This window comes from Enterobacter sp. MGH 24 (genome assembly GCF_000493015.1).
Lineage (GTDB): Bacteria > Pseudomonadota > Gammaproteobacteria > Enterobacterales > Enterobacteriaceae > Enterobacter.
In genome coordinates, this window is the sequence record NZ_KI535657.1 from 510,385 (window position 1) to 527,075 (window position 16,691).

Below are 16,691 nucleotides of genomic sequence, written 5' to 3' on the forward strand. Positions count from 1 at the left end.
ATGTGAAATAAACATCCTCCGGCATAGCCGGAGGTTTTTCAGATGCGCCTAGACGCTGTTTATCGTATCCGGGAAGCCCTTCAGACCGTCCACGCAGGCTATCAGGTGTCCTGCATGCCACGACTCTTCAGCTCCGTCAGCACGCTCAGCCAGTAATTCTTTCTGACCTTCGGTATTGATACCCAGCGCCAGAAAAACCGCTTTGTCGATTACGCGGCCATTCTGACGGACTTTTACGACAAAACAGCCGATATAAACAATGGGATACATCGCATCCAGTTGCCGGTTTTGTCACTCAATAACCTGCTCTTTTACGGCATCTGTAACTTTAGATATCAGCGTGGGTGACACATCCGCGTCGTACATCTCTTTGAAGGTGGCGACGATTTCACGTGTGGTCATGCCTTTGGCGTAGAGGGATAAAATCTGGCTATCCATCTGCGTGATACCCGTCTGGTTTTTCTTAATTAGCTGAGGTTTAAAGGTATTTTCAGGATCGCGCGGCGTGTTCAGCTTAATCTCGCCATCATAGTAAAGCAGGATTTTCGACTAATAGCCATTACGGGTACACCACGTAAAAGCCGTGGGCGTGTAATGTTCGATGCGGGGGCTTTAGAGACAATCGCCCATTTCCCAGGACACACAAATCCACGCTCAACGATGTATTACATCGGGTATGGTCAGGACGTGCAGGACGATTTAACAAAACAGTTTTCTTTAGAATGGTGTCAACATTAAAGACTTAATTGTGCTGACGCTGGCGCTATTGCCAGCCCTCGCCCATGCAGCGATCACATTAACTTTGACAGACGAACAGGAGACAGATAACGCGCGGATTTGAGTCTATTCCAACGCCAATTACACGGAGAAAGTGACGATCAGACCGTCCGAGCAGTGCAAATACACCAGGACATTCAAGGAGGACTAACCCCTTTACTGGTTGTTACGAAACATAGTTTCGCTTAAGTCTAATGCTTGTTGTTAATATGGTTATTGTTTGTAAAATAGCCACTGAAATTATTTCTGTAGCAAGTAGAGGGACTTATGAAGCAGCACACCAATGAACCCACCGACGAAATGCTGGCAGCATTTGACCAGCTACCATTCACAGCCGAACAGCTCGCGGAAATGAACGAAGAAGCCCGTAATCTGATCGCTAAAAGAAACGCCTATAATCCAGCTCACCCTGTTATAGCAGCTTATCTGATCGCGGCAGAGGGCAGCTTGACACGTAATGGTGGGAAAGTTTTCAGTGAATATAACGGACGGCAGATCAAACTTGATGACGGCACAATGCTAAACGTGTCTCGTGTTGGCGATGAAGTGCGTTATCCAGATGGAACGTCCGCGAAGATTACCAATGGTGCGGGAAACACACCAGGCGAATCTATTGCCCTAGTTGGTAGCTCGCTGGATAACGGCGATGAAATTATTAGCTGCCCACAAAATGCAGGAAGAAAAGTAGTTCGAGCAGGTGAATCGTTACCAGAAAACTTTCTGAAATAAGGCGGTCACTATGGCATCGGAACACAGAGGTTGCATCATTCACGGTAAGAATGTTGGCCTACATGGAGATAAAACTTCTACAGGCTCAGAATGTATCGCTACCCGCCCCGGCTTCACTGTCATGGGAAAGCTGAAACTCTATATCGGTGACGAAACCACGCCATGCCCTAAATGCGGGGAAGTGGGGGTAATAGTTAGCGGAGATTATCGCGTATCAAACGAAGAAGGCGTGGCAGTTCAGAGATTCATTGTGGATGTCCAAGGGGAACAAACTTCCTCATTGCCCCAGACACTGTTGAGGTTAATACCCCTTCTTGGGCGACAGCGCCCGTAGAGCCAGTGCAACATGCACAGGCAGCGAAGAAGCAAAACACCTTTGCTAACACCTGCAAGCCAAAAGATAACCCGTTATTGAATGGCGTTTACATCTGGACTGAAATCACAGACGCAGGGCATGCTTTCGTTTCCGTACATGAAAACAACTCAATTTATGTTTATACCTACGGACGCTTTGGTCGAAGAGGGCCAGCTAACTTTACAGGCGATGGAATACTTAACTTCTTTACTGGAGAGGATGCTCGTAGCTACTACCGTGAAGAACTTTATAAAGTTAATGCTCGAGCATTCAAGATTGATGATGCATCCATACTGGAGACACGCTCATTGTTTGAAAATCTATGGAACTCAGGAGCAAAACTAATCCCTACGGAGAAAATGGGTGAAAGAACCAAACGCAGGGGAAGAGTAATTGACGTCTATGATCTGACTGGTAGCAATTGTACAACTCATACTGTTCAGGTAATACGTAAATCTGGATCAAACATTTTCGAAACAAGCTACACATCGACTACAACGCAATTACCGATTGAAGGCGAGGAAGATTTTGCAGTGCCTTTATCTCTGCAAAATTATCTTATGCGCAAAAGCAGCAGCATAATCTCAATGCAAGTAACTGAAGTCACTAATGAATTCAAAGAGCAGTATCCAAACATAGATAATTACACACTTGGTGAAGAAGACACTATGGAGAAAAACCTTGCAGCGGGAGCCTCAACATTAGGTTCAGCTTCTGGCTATTCTGGCGGTACGGTTGGGGGATTCTTGGGTGGCTCATATGACCTTGAAGAGTAGAACAAAATGTTTCATTCGATGGGGAAGCATAATCACGATCTCTTTCCTCTATATAGCTTCTATTTTGGTCAATATATTAGATTATGGGATAACGAGAAAATACACTGACATACTTAACGAAAAGACGATCACTATTGAAGCCTGTAATGCTGTGGCTGCTGAGTTTGATCAGTACTACGACAGGCTGATTGATGTTTCGCTCTTCGGTTACTTCGTTTCTACCGTATTGATTCTGCTCATTTTCAAGAAAGTGAGATGACCGCCAAAGGCTGGCTTTCCCCAGCCTTTCCCCTTCACCCTAGTTTTAGACAATTGTGACAACTAACAGCGTATCTTGTGGTGATAGTTTGCCATTCATTGGTAGAACGATAACGACAACTTATGTTGAATAACTTTTTGAAAACAAAGACTTTTATTGAATTTTTGCCACAAGGGAAGAGTTCTGGAGCGGGCGAAGGGAATCGAACCCTCGTATAGAGCTTGGGAAGCTCTCGTTCTACCATTGAACTACGCCCGCTTTGAGGTGCGTAAGGCATTATAGACCTTACACACCTTCATACAAGCCTCTTCACAACTAACCGGCGATTAAATAATCACTTAGCACTTCGGTTTGCTGCCGGGTGCAGGAAGATAACGCTGCGGATCGATGGCCGTCGCCTTATAGCGAATCTGGAAATGCAGCTTCACCGCGTCCGTACCGGTGCTGCCCATAGTGGCAATCTTCTGCCCGGCTTTGACGTTCTGCCCGTTGTTGACCAGCATCGTGTCGTTGTGCGCATAGGCCGTGATGTAGTCTTCGCCATGCTTAATCATGATCAGGTTACCGTAGCCGCGCAGCTGGTTACCCACGTAAACCACCTTCCCTGCCCCGGAGGCATAAACCGGCGTACCGCGCGCAGCGGCGATATCAATTCCCTTGTTGCCACCTTCAGAGAGTGAGTAAGGGGCGACCACTTTACCGCTGGCAGGCCAGATCCAGCAGCGTTGACCGACCGGCGGCCAGGACGATTGCGGCACCTGATAGGACGGCGTCACTTTGGCGGTTTTGCCTTTCGAAGAGGATTTTTTACCCGAGGACGATCCGCCGCTCACCTTCAGCTGCTGCCCCACCTCAATGGTGTAGGGTGGAGAGAGATTGTTCAGCCGCGCCAGATCCTTCACGCTGGTCCCCGTTGCGCGCGAAATCCGGTACAGCGTATCCCCGCGCTTAACGGTATAGACCGAACCGGAATAGCTGCCCATATCTGATGATTTGCTTCCTGAGCAGCCCGCCAGTAATAGCGTCAGCGTCAGGCAAAAAATGGCGGTAATGGGATTTTTCGTCAGGCTTCCTGCAAACAAAACAGACCCTCGGTCAGCGTGAATGGCGCACTATGATAACAGCCAAAACGAATATGGGTCATGCCCTTTTCCGCTCTACGAGCCAAACCGTTCGTATAAGAATGCAGTATAATGATCCGGCTGATGGTGCCGAACCATTCGGCATTTTGGCACTGGAGCATCAATGAGTATTCAAGAACACGTTATTTTGGTAAACGACCAGGGAATGGTGATTGGCACTCAGGAAAAATATGCCGCGCACACCTTACATACCCCGCTGCATCTGGCTTTCTCGTCCTGGCTTTTTAACGCAAACGGCGAATGTCTGATCACCCGACGCGCCTTAAGCAAAAAAGCCTGGCCCGGCGTCTGGACCAACTCCGTCTGCGGCCACCCGCAGTCCGGCGAAGAGACGGTACAGGCGATAATCCGCCGCTGCCGCTTTGAAGTGGGCGCTGAACTGGCCGATATCACCGCCGTCGCCCCTGAATTTCGCTATCGGGAAGCCGACCCGTCGGGGATCGTGGAAAATGAAATTTGTCCGGTATTTGCTGCCCGCATCACCAATGACGTGACGATAAACGAAGATGAAGTGATGGACTATCAGTGGGTTGAGCTGGACGCGTTATTCCGCGCGCTGGACGCGACGCCCTGGGCCTTTAGCCCGTGGATGGTCATGGAAGCGAAGACCGCCCGCGAAAAACTCAAAGCCTTCGCGGCGCAATAAAAAAGCCCCTTTCGGGGCTTTTTTATTACATCTTGACGCCTTATTTCACCGGGCGCATCGCCGGGAACAGGATCACGTCACGGATGGTGTGGCTGTTGGTGAACAGCATCACCATACGGTCGATACCGATACCCAGACCTGCCGTTGGTGGCAGGCCGTGCTCCAGCGCGGTCACGTAGTCTTCGTCGAAGAACATCGCTTCGTCGTCGCCTGCCGCTTTCGCGTCAACCTGGTCCTGGAAGCGCTGAGCCTGGTCTTCCGCATCGTTCAGCTCGCTAAAGCCGTTGCCGATTTCACGGCCGCCGATGAAGAATTCGAAACGATCGGTGATTTCCGGGTTCTCGTCATTACGACGCGCCAGCGGAGATACTTCAGCCGGGTATTCGGTGATGAAGGTCGGCTGAATCAGGTGCGCTTCGGCCACTTCTTCGAAGATCTCGGTCACGATACGGCCCAGACCCCAGCTCTTCTCAACCTTGATACCGATGCTTTCGGCGATCGCTTTCGCAGAATCAAAGTTATCCAGGTCCGCCATGTTGGTTTCCGGACGGTATTTCTTGATCGCTTCGCGCATGGTCAGTTTTTCGAACGGCTTGCCGAAGTCGAAGACTTCTTCACCGTAAGGAACCTGCGTGGTGCCCAGAATATCCTGCGCCAGGGTGCGGAACAGGGATTCGGTCAGCTCGATCAGATCTTTGTAATCCGCATACGCCATATAGAGTTCCATCATGGTGAACTCTGGGTTATGACGAACGGAGATACCTTCGTTACGGAAGTTACGGTTGATTTCGAACACGCGGTCAAAACCACCGACGACCAGACGCTTCAGGTACAGTTCCGGCGCGATACGCAGGTACATGTCCAGGTCCAGGGCGTTGTGATGGGTGATGAACGGACGCGCAGACGCGCCGCCAGGGATCACCTGCATCATTGGGGTTTCCACTTCCATAAAGTCGCGGTTCACCATGAACTGGCGGATACCGGCCATGATCTGGGAGCGAATTTTGAAGGTCTTGCGGGAGTCATCGTTAGAGATGAGATCCAGGTAGCGCTGACGATAGCGCGCTTCCTGATCCTGCAGGCCGTGGAATTTGTCTGGCAGCGGGCGCAGGGCTTTGGTCAGCAGACGCAGCTCGGTGCAGTGGATAGACAGTTCACCGGTTTTGGTTTTGAACAGTTTACCTTTCGCGCCCAGGATATCGCCCAAGTCCCACTTCTTGAACTGCTCGTTGTAGATGCCTTCCGGCAGGTCGTCACGGGAAACGTACAGTTGAATACGGCCGCCAACGTCCTGCAAGGTCACGAAGGAGGCTTTACCCATGATACGACGGGTCATCATGCGGCCTGCAACGGCCACTTCGATGTTCAGCGCTTCCAGCTCTTCGTTCTCTTTCGCGTCGAAGTCAGCGTGCAGTTGGTCTGAGGTGTGGTCACGACGAAAATCGTTCGGGAACGGCACGCCCTGCTCGCGCAGCGCTGCCAGCTTCTCGCGGCGGGTTTTCAGTTCGTTGTTAAGATCGACTACCGCGTCAGCGCCCTGTGCTTGTTGTTCAGACATGTTGGTTCCTCATAACCCTGCTTTCAAACTTGCTTCGATAAATTGGTCCAGGCTGCCGTCCAGCACCGCCTGCGTGTTGCGGGTTTCAACCCCGGTACGCAGGTCTTTGATGCGGGAGTCATCAAGGACGTAAGAACGGATCTGGCTGCCCCAACCGATGTCGGACTTGTTGTCTTCCATCGCCTGTTTCTCAGCATTTTTCTTCTGCATCTCCAGCTCATAAAGCTTCGCTTTCATCTGCTTCATGGCCTGGTCTTTGTTCTTATGCTGGGAACGGTCGTTCTGGCACTGTGTTACCAGCCCGGTTGGAATGTGGGTAATACGCACCGCAGATTCCGTACGGTTAACGTGCTGACCACCCGCACCGGATGCGCGATAAACGTCGATACGCAGGTCCGCCGGGTTAATTTCGATATCAATATCTTCATCAACTTCCGGATAGACAAACGCGGAGCTGAAGGAGGTATGACGACGACCGCCTGAGTCGAACGGGCTCTTACGCACCAGGCGGTGAACGCCGGTTTCGGTACGCAGCCAGCCGTAGGCGTAGTCACCGATGATCTTGATGGTGACGGATTTCAGACCCGCAACTTCACCTTCAGACTCTTCGATAATTTCGGTTTTGAAACCGCGCGCTTCAGCCCAACGCAGGTACATACGCGTCAGCATGCTGGCCCAGTCCTGCGCTTCGGTACCGCCAGAACCTGCCTGAATATCGAGATAGCAGTCAGCGCTGTCGTATTCGCCGGAGAACATACGGCGGAATTCCAGCTGCGCCAGCTTCTCTTCCAGCACGTCGAGTTCTGCCACGGCTTCGTTAAAGGTTTCTTCGTCGTCGGCTTCGACGGCCAGCTCCAGTAAACCGGAAACATCTTCCAGCCCCTGGGCCATTTGATCCAGCGTATCTACGATAGCTTCGAGAGAGGAACGCTCTTTACCCAGCGCCTGTGCGCGTTCAGGTTCGTTCCAGACGTCCGGCTGTTCCAGCTCGGCGTTTACTTCTTCAAGACGCTCTTTCTTGGCATCGTAGTCAAAGATACCCCCTAAGAACGTCAGAGCGCTCCGTGAGGTCCTGAATACGGTTTTTTACCGGATTAATTTCAAACATGGTCTGTTTTCTTTTATGGACTTGTCAAAATGCGGTGATAAGAGCGGGATTGTACCGAATCCACGCCCTTTTTTATAGAGATTACTGCCGCTAAATTGGCCAGATATTGTCGATGATAATCTGAAGGGTGCGGTTACCGCGAAACTCGTTGATGTCCAGTTTGTACGCCAGCTCAACCTCGCGCACGCCGTTGTCCGGCCATACCGCCGTGTCAACGTTAAAGGCGATGCCGTCCAGCAGCGGACCACCGCCCACGGGCTCGACCATCACTTTCAGATGACGTTCGCCGACGATACGCTGCTGCAGCAGGCGGAAACGCCCGTCGAACAGCGGTTCCGGGAACATCTGCCCCCATGGGCCAGCATCGCGGAGCATTTGCGCCACGTCCATCGTCATCTCAAGAGGTGAAAGCTCGCCATCAGACACCACTTCACCCTGCAACAGAGCCGGATCGATCCACTCGGTGACCAGTTCGCCAAACAGACGCTGGAACTCGTCGAACTTCGCCTCTTCCAGCGACAGGCCTGCCGCCATCGCGTGACCGCCGAACTTGATCATCAGACCCGGGTACAGCGTATCAAGACGCTCCAGCGCATCGCGCATGTGCAGTCCCTGAATCGAACGACCGGAGCCTTTCAGCGTGCCGTCGCCCGCGGGGGCGAACGCGATGACCGGACGGTGGAAACGCTCTTTAATACGCGATGCCAGAATCCCGACCACGCCCTGATGCCACTCAGGATGGTACATCGCCAGGCCGCCCGGCAACGTATCGCCGCTGCGCTCCAGCTTTTCGCACAGGGTCAGCGCTTCGGCCTGCATCCCCTGCTCAATCTCTTTACGGGTCTGGTTGAGTGCGTCCAGCTCGTTGGCCAGCACGCGTGCTTCACCAATGTTATCGCACAGCAGCAGCGCCACGCCGACGGACATATCGTCCAGCCTTCCGGCAGCGTTCAGACGCGGCCCGAGGGCAAAGCCCAAATCGCTTGCCGCCAGCTTGAGCGGATCGCGGTTGGCAATCTCCAGCAGCGCCTTGATCCCCGGACGGCACTTGCCTGCCCGGATGCGGCTTAAGCCCTGCCAGGTCAAAATACGGTTATTGGTATCAAGCGGCACCACGTCCGCGACGGTACCCAGCGCCACCAGATCGAGATATTCGGCCAGGTTCGGAACCGCAATACCGCGAGTGTCGAACCAGCCCTTATCGCGCAGCAGGGTACGCAGCGCCAGCATCAGATAAAACGCCACGCCCACGCCCGCAAGGGATTTCGATGGGAAACCGCAGTCGCGCAGGTTGGGGTTAATAATCGCTTCCGCTGCGGGCAACGTTTCGCCCGGCAGGTGGTGATCGGTGACCAGCACCGGGATCCCCAAAGCGTGAGCACGATCGACGCCCGCATGGGAAGAGATCCCGTTATCGACGGTCATGATCATCTGTGCACCACGGGCGTGGGCCTGATCGACCACTTCCGGGCTGAGGCCATAGCCGTCTTCAAAACGGTTCGGCACCAGATACGTGACGTTATCGCAGCCCAGCGCGCGCAGGCTGAGCACGCTCAGCGCGGTGCTGGTGGCGCCGTCGGCGTCGAAATCACCTACCACCACAATCCGCGTTCCCTCAAGAAGCGCGTTGTAGAGCATTTCAGCGGCTTTTTCGATACCGCTCAGCTGCTGCCAGGGGAGCATCCCTTTCACGCTGCGTTCAAGATCTTCAGCGCGACGCACGCAGCGGCTGGCGTAGAGGCGCTTCAGCAGCGGCGGGAGATCGTCCGGTAAATCAACCGGTTCAACCGCCTCGCGGCGGCGCAATTTTATCGGGGCTTTCACGCGGATTATTTACCACTCACCTGTTTCTGGTGCGCGTCGAGGAACTCTTTCATCTCTTTCGGTCCCTGATAGCCCGGAACGACATACCCGTTGCTCAGGACAATCGCTGGCGTACCGCTCACGCCAAACTGCACGCCGAGCGCGTAGTGGTTAGCAATGTCGATATCGCAGGAGGCTGGCTTAACCTCTTTTCCGCTCATCGCATCATCAAAGGCTTTGTTGCGGTCTTTCGCACACCAGATCGCCTTCATGTCCTGCTCTGGCTGGCTCTGCACGCCCGCGCGCGGGAAGGCCAGGTAACGCACGGTGATGCCCAGCGCGTTGTAGTCTTTCATCTCTTCATGCAGCTTGTGGCAGTAGCCGCAGGTGATGTCGGTGAAGACGGTAATGACGTGTTTTTCCTGCGCCGCTTTATAGACGATCATCTCTTTTTCGAGCGCGTTCAGGTTTTTCATCAGCAGCTGGTTGGTGACGTTCACCGGCTGCGCGCCGCTCACGTCGTACATTGGCCCCTGAATAATGTGTTTGCCGTCTTCGGTGACGTACAGCACGCCGCTGTTGGTCAGTACCGTTTTCATGCCGGCAACCGGTGCAGGCTGAATATCGCTACCGGTGACGCCAAGCTTAGCCAGCGACTGTTTGATGGCGGCGTCGTCCGCATGGGCGAAACCAGTAAATGAGGCTGCCAGCAGGGTGAACAGCGCGAAAGACTTTTTCATATGTGATCCTGTTACAATTCGTCGGCACTCACGCACGAGGGTGGTGCTGTTGGTGTAGCTGCCGCAGGCGTTCCGTCGCGACATGGGTGTAAATCTGCGTCGTGGAAAGATCGCTGTGGCCCAGCAGCATCTGCACCACGCGTAAATCAGCGCCGTGGTTTAACAGATGCGTCGCGAAGGCGTGACGCAATACGTGCGGCGAAAGCTTTTCACTGTCGATACCCGCCAGTGTGGCGTAATGCTTGATGCGATGCCAGAACGTTTGCCGCGTCATCTGCTGGGCGCGCTGGCTCGGAAACAGGACGTCGATAGACGTACCATTGAGCAGCCACGGACGACCGTGCTCCAGGTACGTTTCCAGCCAGTAAACCGCCTCTTCACCCAGCGGAACCAGCCTCTCCTTGTTTCCTTTCCCGATGACGCGCACCACGCCCTGACGCAGGCTGACGTCGCTCATCGTCAGGCCAACCAGTTCCGAAACGCGCAAGCCGGTAGCATACAATAGCTCAAGCATGGCTTTATCGCGTAACTCCAGCGGCAGGTCAACAGCCGGTGACTGTAATAATCTCTCAACTTGTGCTTCGCTGAGATCTTTCGGCAGCCGCTGCGGAAGCTTAGGAGATGCCAGCAGCGCGCTGGGATCGTCTTCGCGAATCTTCTCCCGGTAGAGATGCTGGAACAGCCGACGCATGGCGCTGAGCAAACGCGCGGAACTGGTGGCTTTATAGCCCCCCGCGATACGTTCCCCCAGCAGCGCCTGCAGGTCGTCACGTTGCGCACTCGCGAGGGATAACCCCCGGTGTGCAAGCCACTCCACCAGCATGGTGAGATCGCGACGGTAGGCGCTGAGGGTATTCTCGGCCAGATTTTTCTCCAGCCACAGCGCGTCGAGAAACTGTTCGATCAGTGCGAGATCCTTTTCCACATCAGCCCCTTTGATTCTGCAGTCAGGCCATTATGCCTGATTGCGACCGGTTTCTGGTACACTACGCGCAAAGTCAACGCAAGAATTGAGATAGTTACGCGATGAATATTGGTCTGTTCTATGGTTCCAGCACCTGCTACACCGAAATGGCGGCAGAGAAAATTCGCGACATCATTGGCCCGGAACTGGTGACGTTGCATAACCTGAAAGATGACGCGCTAACCCTGATGGAGCAGTATGACGTGCTGATCCTCGGCATACCGACATGGGATTTCGGCGAGATACAGGAAGACTGGGAAGCTATCTGGGACCAGCTTGATACGCTCAACCTCGACGGCAAAATCATTGCCATGTACGGCATGGGGGATCAGCTGGGTTACGGGGAATGGTTCCTGGACGCGCTCGGCATGCTGCATGACAAACTGGCGCCGAAAGGGGTGTCGTTTATCGGCTACTGGCCAACCGAAGGTTACGAGTTCACCAGTAAAAAACCGATTATTGCCGACGGCGAGCTGTTTGTTGGGCTCGCGCTGGATGAAACCAATCAGTACGATCTCAGCGATGAGCGCCTGCAAAGCTGGTGCGAGCAGATTCTGGGCGAAATGGCAGAAAAGTTTAGCTAACGCGCGTTACTCCTGCGTCGTCTGTTGCAACAGCATCCGGCGCAGGTCCCGCCACTCGGCAGCATCCATACTGTCAGCCGCCAGCCACAGATGCTGGCAACGCCCACCGTCCACCTTGCGTAACCGCAACATCATGCCAGAGTTAAGCATCCAGGGCATACCGAGAATCTCCCACTCTTTTCCCTGCCAGCGCAGGCGGGAATCCATCAGTAATTTAATCTCTCCCTGACGGGCATTAATGCGACGCTGGCTGCGTACGCTGTCAAAAACAACAAACGAGAGTAACAGCAGCCACAGCGGCGTATAGCTCAGCGGCCACGGCATCAGTAACACAAAGGCCGCAACCAGGCCGTGGAGCAATAAAGACATCCACTGCGAGCGCCACGAGACGCGAAGATCAGATTGCCACAGGACCACGTTCCCGATTCCGTGTTTGAATTAATTGCACCATCCGTTGCAACTCGGTGTCGGCGGGTTTGCCGTGGTTCATCAGCCAGTTGAACAAATCCGGATCGTCAGACTCAAGCAGGCGAACAAACAGACGCTTATCGTCATCGCTTAAGCTGTCATACTCATATTCGAAGAAAGGCATGATGGAAATATCAAGTTCACGCATGCCGCGACGGCACGCCCAGTGAATACGGGCCTTGTTGTTAATATCCATGTTCAGTTTCCTGCATTACGTTTGGCACAGTCGGTACCCCGTTCAGTGTTCTTTATTTCTCTACGGGGACACCAGCTAGTGTAACGTGTTTTTGACCGTTTCATTACTGGAATATTGCGATCGCCGAGCAGGCTTCCAGAATAATCCCTACAAAGACAGCGGATTACATTATTTTGCGTAGCGCTACGCATAACCGGTTTATGGCACAAATGGTCTGTTGAAAGCGCTTGCATTGCCTGCAGGCTCTTTTACCATTAGGCATTATCAAAGCGTTAAGCAATTCAGGATATCGTTATGGCCTTTACACCATTTTCTCCTCGCCAGCCCGCCGCCTCTGCGCGTCTGCCGCTGACGCTTATTTCTCTTGATGACTGGGCGCTGGCAACGCTCACCGGTGCCGACGCCGAAAAATACCTGCAGGGCCAGGTGACCGCCGACGTCAGCCAGATGACCGAACACCAGCACCTGCTGGCCGCGCATTGCGATCCAAAAGGTAAAATGTGGAGCAATCTGCGTATCTTCCGCCGTCAGGACGGCTTTGCTTTTATTGAGCGCCGCAGCCTGCAAGAGGCCCAGCTCAAAGAGCTGAAAAAGTACGCGGTCTTTTCCAAAGTCACTATCACCCCGGATGACGAACATGTCCTGCTGGGTGTGGCCGGTTTCCAGGCGCGTGCGGCGCTGAAAAATCTCTTCAGCGAACTGCCGGATGCAGAAAAGCAGGTGGTCAGCGAAGGCGCGACCTCCATCCTGTGGTTTGAACACCCGGCGGAGCGTTTCCTGTTAGTCACGGATGCGGCAACCGCCGAACGCGTAACCGACGCGCTGCGCGGCGAAGCGCAGCTCAACAACAGTCAGCAGTGGCTGGCGTTGAACATCGAAGCGGGTCTGCCGGTGATTGACGCCGCAAACAGCGCGCAGTTTATTCCTCAGGCAACCAACCTGCAGGCGCTGGGGGGGATCAGCTTTAAAAAGGGCTGTTACACCGGCCAGGAGATGGTGGCGCGTGCAAAATTCCGCGGCGCAAACAAACGTGCGCTGTGGACGCTGGCAGGCCATGCCAGCCGTGTACCTGAAGCGGGTGAGGACTTAGAGCTGAAGATGGGTGATAACTGGCGCCGCACCGGCACCGTGTTAGCCGCCGTACAGCTGGATGATGGACGTCTTTTGGTTCAAGCCGTCATGAACAACGACATGGAAGCCGACAGCGTGTTCCGCGTGCGTGACGATGCGAATACGTTGAGTATTGAGCCGCTGCCGTACTCTCTGGAAGAGTGATGCCGTATCGCCCGGTGGCGCTGCGCTTACCGGGCCTACTTATCCCGTAGGTCGGGTAAGGCGAAGCCGCCACCCGACAAAAAACTACACCTGCCCCACATACAAATAAATCGCCAAAAAGTGGCAAACGCTGCCGCCCAGCACAAAGCCGTGCCAGATGGCATGGTTGTACGGGATGCGCTTGCAGACGTAGAAAATCACGCCGAGCGAATACACCACGCCGCCTAAGGCCAGAAGCGTTACCCCTCCTACCGACAGTTTGACTGCGAGTTGATACACCACAATCAGCGACAGCCAGCCCATGGTCAGATAGGTGACCAGTGACAGCACCTTAAACCGGTGCGCTATGGTCAGCTTAAACAGGATCCCCAGCAGTGCCAGGCTCCAGATAACAATCATCAGGCCACGCGACAGCGGTGAGTTGAGCCCCACCAGCAGAAACGGCGTATAGGTACCTGCAATTAGAAGATAGATAGCGCAGTGGTCAAATTTCTTAAGCCACGTCTTGGCCCGCTGATGCGGGATGGCGTGGTACAGCGTCGACGCCAGGAACAGCAGGATCATGCTCCCGCCATACAGGCTGTAGCTGGTAATGGCCATCGCGCTGGCATTGGCGTCCACCGCCTGCACCAGCAATAACACTAAACCGACAATCCCAAACACCAGGCCAATGCCGTGGCTGATGCTGTTGGCTACTTCCTCAGCCAGCGAATATCCCTGCGCGATTAATGGTCTGCTCACCATACAAAACTCCGGGAAAACAAAAGATGATTATTCATCGCATGACTATGCTAACTGAGAATGATTCCAGTGAACACCTGTTAGCTAAAAAAAATTCATTTCAAAATTTATACCTAAAAATCATAGATATAAATAAATCTTTCACCTAACAATTGTTCACATAAAAATTTAATCATTATGAATCAAGAGCATAAAAATGGATCCTGGCGTCCGGGTGCATGTTATGATGTGACGATGAAGTCAGAATGAGAGTTATGCCATTGTGAGTATGTTCACCCACTCCGCCATTGCCAGTCTCAATAACCTGGAGATGATGGTCTACAACTATGTCATAAAAAATCGTGACAAAGTCATGTATATGACCATCCGCGAGCTGGCGGATGCGGCGGGCGTCTCAACCACCACTATCCTGCGCTTTTGCCGCAAGCTTAACTGCGATGGATACTCGGAGTTTCGCGTGCGCTTTAAGCTTTATCTTGAACAGAACGAGCCCCAGCAGGCGAACTTCGGTGCCAGCGAAATTATCAGCTTTTTTAAAAGCGTTAATAATGAAGAGTTCGACGCGTTATTGGATAATGCGGTAGATATTATTTTATCGTCCGAGCGAATTATATTTGTCGGAGCCGGAACATCGGGTTCGCTGGCAAAATATGGCGCACGTTTCTTTTCTAATATCGGGAAATTCAGTAACCATATTGATGACCCTTATTTCCCGGTCACCAACGATATGGCGAAAAATGCGCTGGCGATTGTGCTCTCCGTCTCGGGTGAGACCGAGGAGATCCTGCGCTTCGCCAGCCAGTTCAGCCTGCATCACTGCAAGGTGCTCTCCATTACCAGCCACGAGCACTCGCGTCTCGCAAAACTGGCGGACTTTAATCTCTCCTGGCATGTTCCTCAGACGCGTATTGCAGGCGTCTACGACATCACCACGCAAATTCCCGTCATTTATATTCTGGAGTCTCTCGGACGTAAACTGGCGAAGAAACTCACAGAATAAAACACCCTGTTTTTTTGATGTGACAAATCACATTTACTGTGAATTGTTATATCGTGACATTTAATTTCGCTTTGCTAGACTCGATGCCAATAAGCCATTTATTGAGAATAGCAGCGATGAAAAAATTGACCTTACCAAAAGATTTTTTATGGGGCGGCGCGGTTGCGGCTCACCAGGTTGAAGGCGGCTGGAACAAAGGCGGAAAAGGGCCAAGCATTTGCGACGTATTGACCGGGGGCGCGCACGGCGTGCCGCGCGAAATCACGCAGGAAGTGGTGCCGGGGAAATACTACCCCAATCATGAAGCCATCGACTTCCATGGCCACTATAAAGAAGACATCAAGCTGTTTGCCGAGATGGGTTTCAAGTGTTTCCGCACCTCTATTGCCTGGACGCGTATCTTCCCGAACGGTGACGAAACGCAGCCAAACGAAGAGGGGCTGAAGTTCTACGACGACATGTTCGACGAGTTGCTGAAATACAACATCGAACCGGTGATCACCCTCTCCCACTTCGAAATGCCGCTGCACCTGGTGCAGGAGTACGGTAGCTGGACCAACCGTAAAGTGGTCGATTTCTTTGTGCGCTTCGCGGAAGTGGTCTTCGAGCGCTACAAAAACAAGGTCAAATACTGGATGACCTTCAACGAAATCAACAACCAGCGTAACTGGCGCGCGCCGCTGTTCGGCTACTGCTGCTCGGGCGTGGTCTATACCGAACATGACAATCCGGAAGAGACCATGTACCAGGTCCTGCACCACCAGTTTGTGGCCAGCGCCCTGGCGGTGAAAGCCGCGCGCCGCATCAATCCGGAGATGAAAGTCGGCTGCATGCTGGCCATGGTGGCGCTCTATCCGTTCTCCTGCAAACCGGAAGACGTAATGTTCGCCCAGGAATCCATGCGCGAGCGCTATGTCTTTACCGACGTCCAGCTGCGGGGTTACTACCCGTCCTACGTGCTGAACGAGTGGGAGCGCCGCGGCTTCTCCATCAAGATGGAGGCAGGCGACGAGCAGATCCTGCGTGAAGGAACCTGCGACTACTTAGGTTTCAGCTACTACATGACCAACGCGGTGAAAGCAGAAGGTGGTACCGGCGATGCCATCTCCGGTTTCGAGGGCAGCGTGCCGAACCCGCACGTGAAGGCGTCCGACTGGGGCTGGCAGATTGACCCGGTAGGCCTGCGTTATGCCCTGTGCGAACTGTACGAACGTTATCAGAAGCCGCTGTTTATCGTGGAAAACGGGTTCGGGGCCTACGATAAGGTAGAAGAAGACGGCAGCATCAACGACGACTATCGCATCGACTACCTGCGTGCCCACGTGGAAGAGATGATCAAAGCCGTCACCCACGATGGCGTGGATCTGATGGGCTATACGCCATGGGGCTGCATTGATTGCGTGTCGTTCACCACCGGCCAGTACAGCAAGCGCTATGGCTTTATTTACGTGAACAAGCATGACGACGGCACGGGCGATATGTCGCGTTCCCGCAAGAAGAGCTTCGAGTGGTATAAGGGCGTGATTGCCAGCAACGGCGAGGCGCTGTAATTTTTTTGCCCGGTGGCGCT

General features: G+C 53.4%; 16 protein-coding genes, 1 tRNA gene and 2 pseudogenes. 8 read left to right on the forward strand and 11 right to left on the reverse strand.

Annotated elements, in window-relative coordinates; genetic code table 11:
* Positions 1 to 48: 48 nt before the first annotated feature.
* Positions 49 to 543 (reverse strand): annotated as a pseudogene (locus tag L370_RS22420) (transposase).
* 24 nt (positions 544 to 567) lie between these two features.
* Between L370_RS22420 and L370_RS23780 the strand changes: the two are divergent.
* The 3 genes and pseudogenes from L370_RS23780 to L370_RS22435 form a co-directional block, all read left to right on the forward strand.
* Positions 568 to 738: pseudogene (locus tag L370_RS23780) on the forward strand (integrase); the annotation flags it as partial.
* 306 nt (positions 739 to 1,044) lie between these two features.
* A complete protein-coding gene (locus tag L370_RS19335; protein WP_023333297.1) occupies positions 1,045 to 1,506 on the forward strand; it encodes a hypothetical protein in 462 nt (153 codons plus the stop codon).
* Positions 1,507 to 1,845: 339 nt separating this feature from the next.
* A complete protein-coding gene (locus tag L370_RS22435; protein WP_071787425.1) occupies positions 1,846 to 2,637 on the forward strand; it encodes a hypothetical protein in 792 nt (263 codons plus the stop codon).
* Positions 2,638 to 3,080: 443 nt separating this feature from the next.
* Here L370_RS22435 and L370_RS19330 read toward each other — a convergent pair.
* Positions 3,081 to 3,154: transfer RNA gene (locus L370_RS19330), tRNA-Gly, on the reverse strand.
* 80 nt (positions 3,155 to 3,234) lie between these two features.
* On the reverse strand, positions 3,235 to 3,978 hold the full coding sequence (gene actS / locus L370_RS19325) for an amidase activator ActS (protein ID WP_023333298.1): 744 nt from the start codon (positions 3,976 to 3,978) through the stop codon (positions 3,235 to 3,237).
* Positions 3,979 to 4,141: 163 nt separating this feature from the next.
* Between actS and idi the strand changes: the two genes are divergently transcribed.
* The gene (idi, locus tag L370_RS19320) at positions 4,142 to 4,684 is read left to right on the forward strand and encodes an isopentenyl-diphosphate Delta-isomerase (protein WP_023333299.1); all 543 of its coding nucleotides are present in this window, start codon (positions 4,142 to 4,144) and stop codon (positions 4,682 to 4,684) included.
* A gap of 40 nt (positions 4,685 to 4,724) precedes the next feature.
* On the opposite strand, the gene lysS is transcribed toward idi, so the two are convergent.
* The 5 genes from lysS to xerD form a co-directional block, all read right to left on the reverse strand.
* A complete protein-coding gene (gene lysS / locus L370_RS19315; RefSeq protein WP_023333300.1) occupies positions 4,725 to 6,242 on the reverse strand; it encodes a lysine--tRNA ligase in 1,518 nt (505 codons plus the stop codon).
* A 9-nt stretch (positions 6,243 to 6,251) separates the two neighbouring features.
* A protein-coding gene (gene prfB / locus L370_RS19310; RefSeq protein ID WP_096151315.1) for a peptide chain release factor 2 occupies positions 6,252 to 7,350 on the reverse strand; the annotation gives its coding sequence in 2 pieces (ribosomal slippage) (positions 6,252 to 7,274 and positions 7,276 to 7,350; 1,098 coding nt in all).
* 90 nt (positions 7,351 to 7,440) lie between these two features.
* Positions 7,441 to 9,174: a single-stranded-DNA-specific exonuclease RecJ gene (gene recJ, locus L370_RS19305; RefSeq protein WP_023333301.1), complete on the reverse strand. Its 1,734-nt coding sequence runs from the start codon at positions 9,172 to 9,174 to the stop codon at positions 7,441 to 7,443.
* 5 nt (positions 9,175 to 9,179) lie between these two features.
* Positions 9,180 to 9,893: a bifunctional protein-disulfide isomerase/oxidoreductase DsbC gene (gene dsbC / locus L370_RS19300; protein WP_023333302.1), complete on the reverse strand. Its 714-nt coding sequence runs from the start codon at positions 9,891 to 9,893 to the stop codon at positions 9,180 to 9,182.
* 28 nt (positions 9,894 to 9,921) lie between these two features.
* The gene (xerD, locus tag L370_RS19295; protein WP_023333303.1) at positions 9,922 to 10,818 is read right to left on the reverse strand and encodes a site-specific tyrosine recombinase XerD; all 897 of its coding nucleotides are present in this window, start codon (positions 10,816 to 10,818) and stop codon (positions 9,922 to 9,924) included.
* A 101-nt stretch (positions 10,819 to 10,919) separates the two neighbouring features.
* Here xerD and fldB point away from each other — a divergent pair, with 101 nt between their 5' ends.
* Positions 10,920 to 11,441 carry a flavodoxin FldB gene (gene fldB, locus L370_RS19290; protein WP_023333304.1) on the forward strand — a complete coding sequence of 174 codons (522 nt, stop codon included), beginning with the start codon at positions 10,920 to 10,922 and terminating at the stop codon, positions 11,439 to 11,441.
* A gap of 6 nt (positions 11,442 to 11,447) precedes the next feature.
* Here fldB and L370_RS19285 read toward each other — a convergent pair whose 3' ends face one another.
* Both L370_RS19285 and sdhE read right to left on the reverse strand, forming a co-directional pair.
* A complete protein-coding gene (locus L370_RS19285) occupies positions 11,448 to 11,858 on the reverse strand; it encodes a protein YgfX (protein WP_023333305.1) in 411 nt (136 codons plus the stop codon).
* Positions 11,839 to 12,105 carry an FAD assembly factor SdhE gene (gene sdhE / locus L370_RS19280; protein WP_010435322.1) on the reverse strand — a complete coding sequence of 89 codons (267 nt, stop codon included), beginning with the start codon at positions 12,103 to 12,105 and terminating at the stop codon, positions 11,839 to 11,841. Before sdhE ends, L370_RS19285 begins: the two co-directional genes overlap by 20 nt.
* 294 nt (positions 12,106 to 12,399) lie before the next feature.
* Here sdhE and ygfZ point away from each other — a divergent pair, with 294 nt between their 5' ends.
* Positions 12,400 to 13,380, forward strand: coding sequence for a tRNA-modifying protein YgfZ (gene ygfZ, locus L370_RS19275; protein ID WP_023333306.1), 981 nt, complete (start codon positions 12,400 to 12,402; stop codon positions 13,378 to 13,380).
* Between the two features lie 84 nt (positions 13,381 to 13,464).
* Here the strand turns inward: ygfZ and L370_RS19270 are convergent, their stop codons facing one another.
* Entirely contained in the window at positions 13,465 to 14,124 is a 660-nt protein-coding gene (locus tag L370_RS19270; protein ID WP_023333307.1) for a PAQR family membrane homeostasis protein TrhA, read from the reverse strand.
* A 265-nt stretch (positions 14,125 to 14,389) separates the two neighbouring features.
* Here L370_RS19270 and L370_RS19265 point away from each other — a divergent pair, with 265 nt between their 5' ends.
* Together L370_RS19265 and bglA are read left to right on the forward strand one after the other, a co-directional pair.
* Positions 14,390 to 15,121 (forward strand): MurR/RpiR family transcriptional regulator, encoded by a 732-nt coding sequence (locus L370_RS19265; RefSeq protein ID WP_023333308.1) that lies wholly within the window; start codon positions 14,390 to 14,392, stop codon positions 15,119 to 15,121.
* 116 nt (positions 15,122 to 15,237) lie between these two features.
* Positions 15,238 to 16,671, forward strand: a complete 1,434-nt coding sequence (bglA, locus tag L370_RS19260; protein WP_023333309.1) for a 6-phospho-beta-glucosidase BglA — start codon at positions 15,238 to 15,240, stop codon at positions 16,669 to 16,671.
* Positions 16,672 to 16,691: the final 20 nt, after the last annotated feature.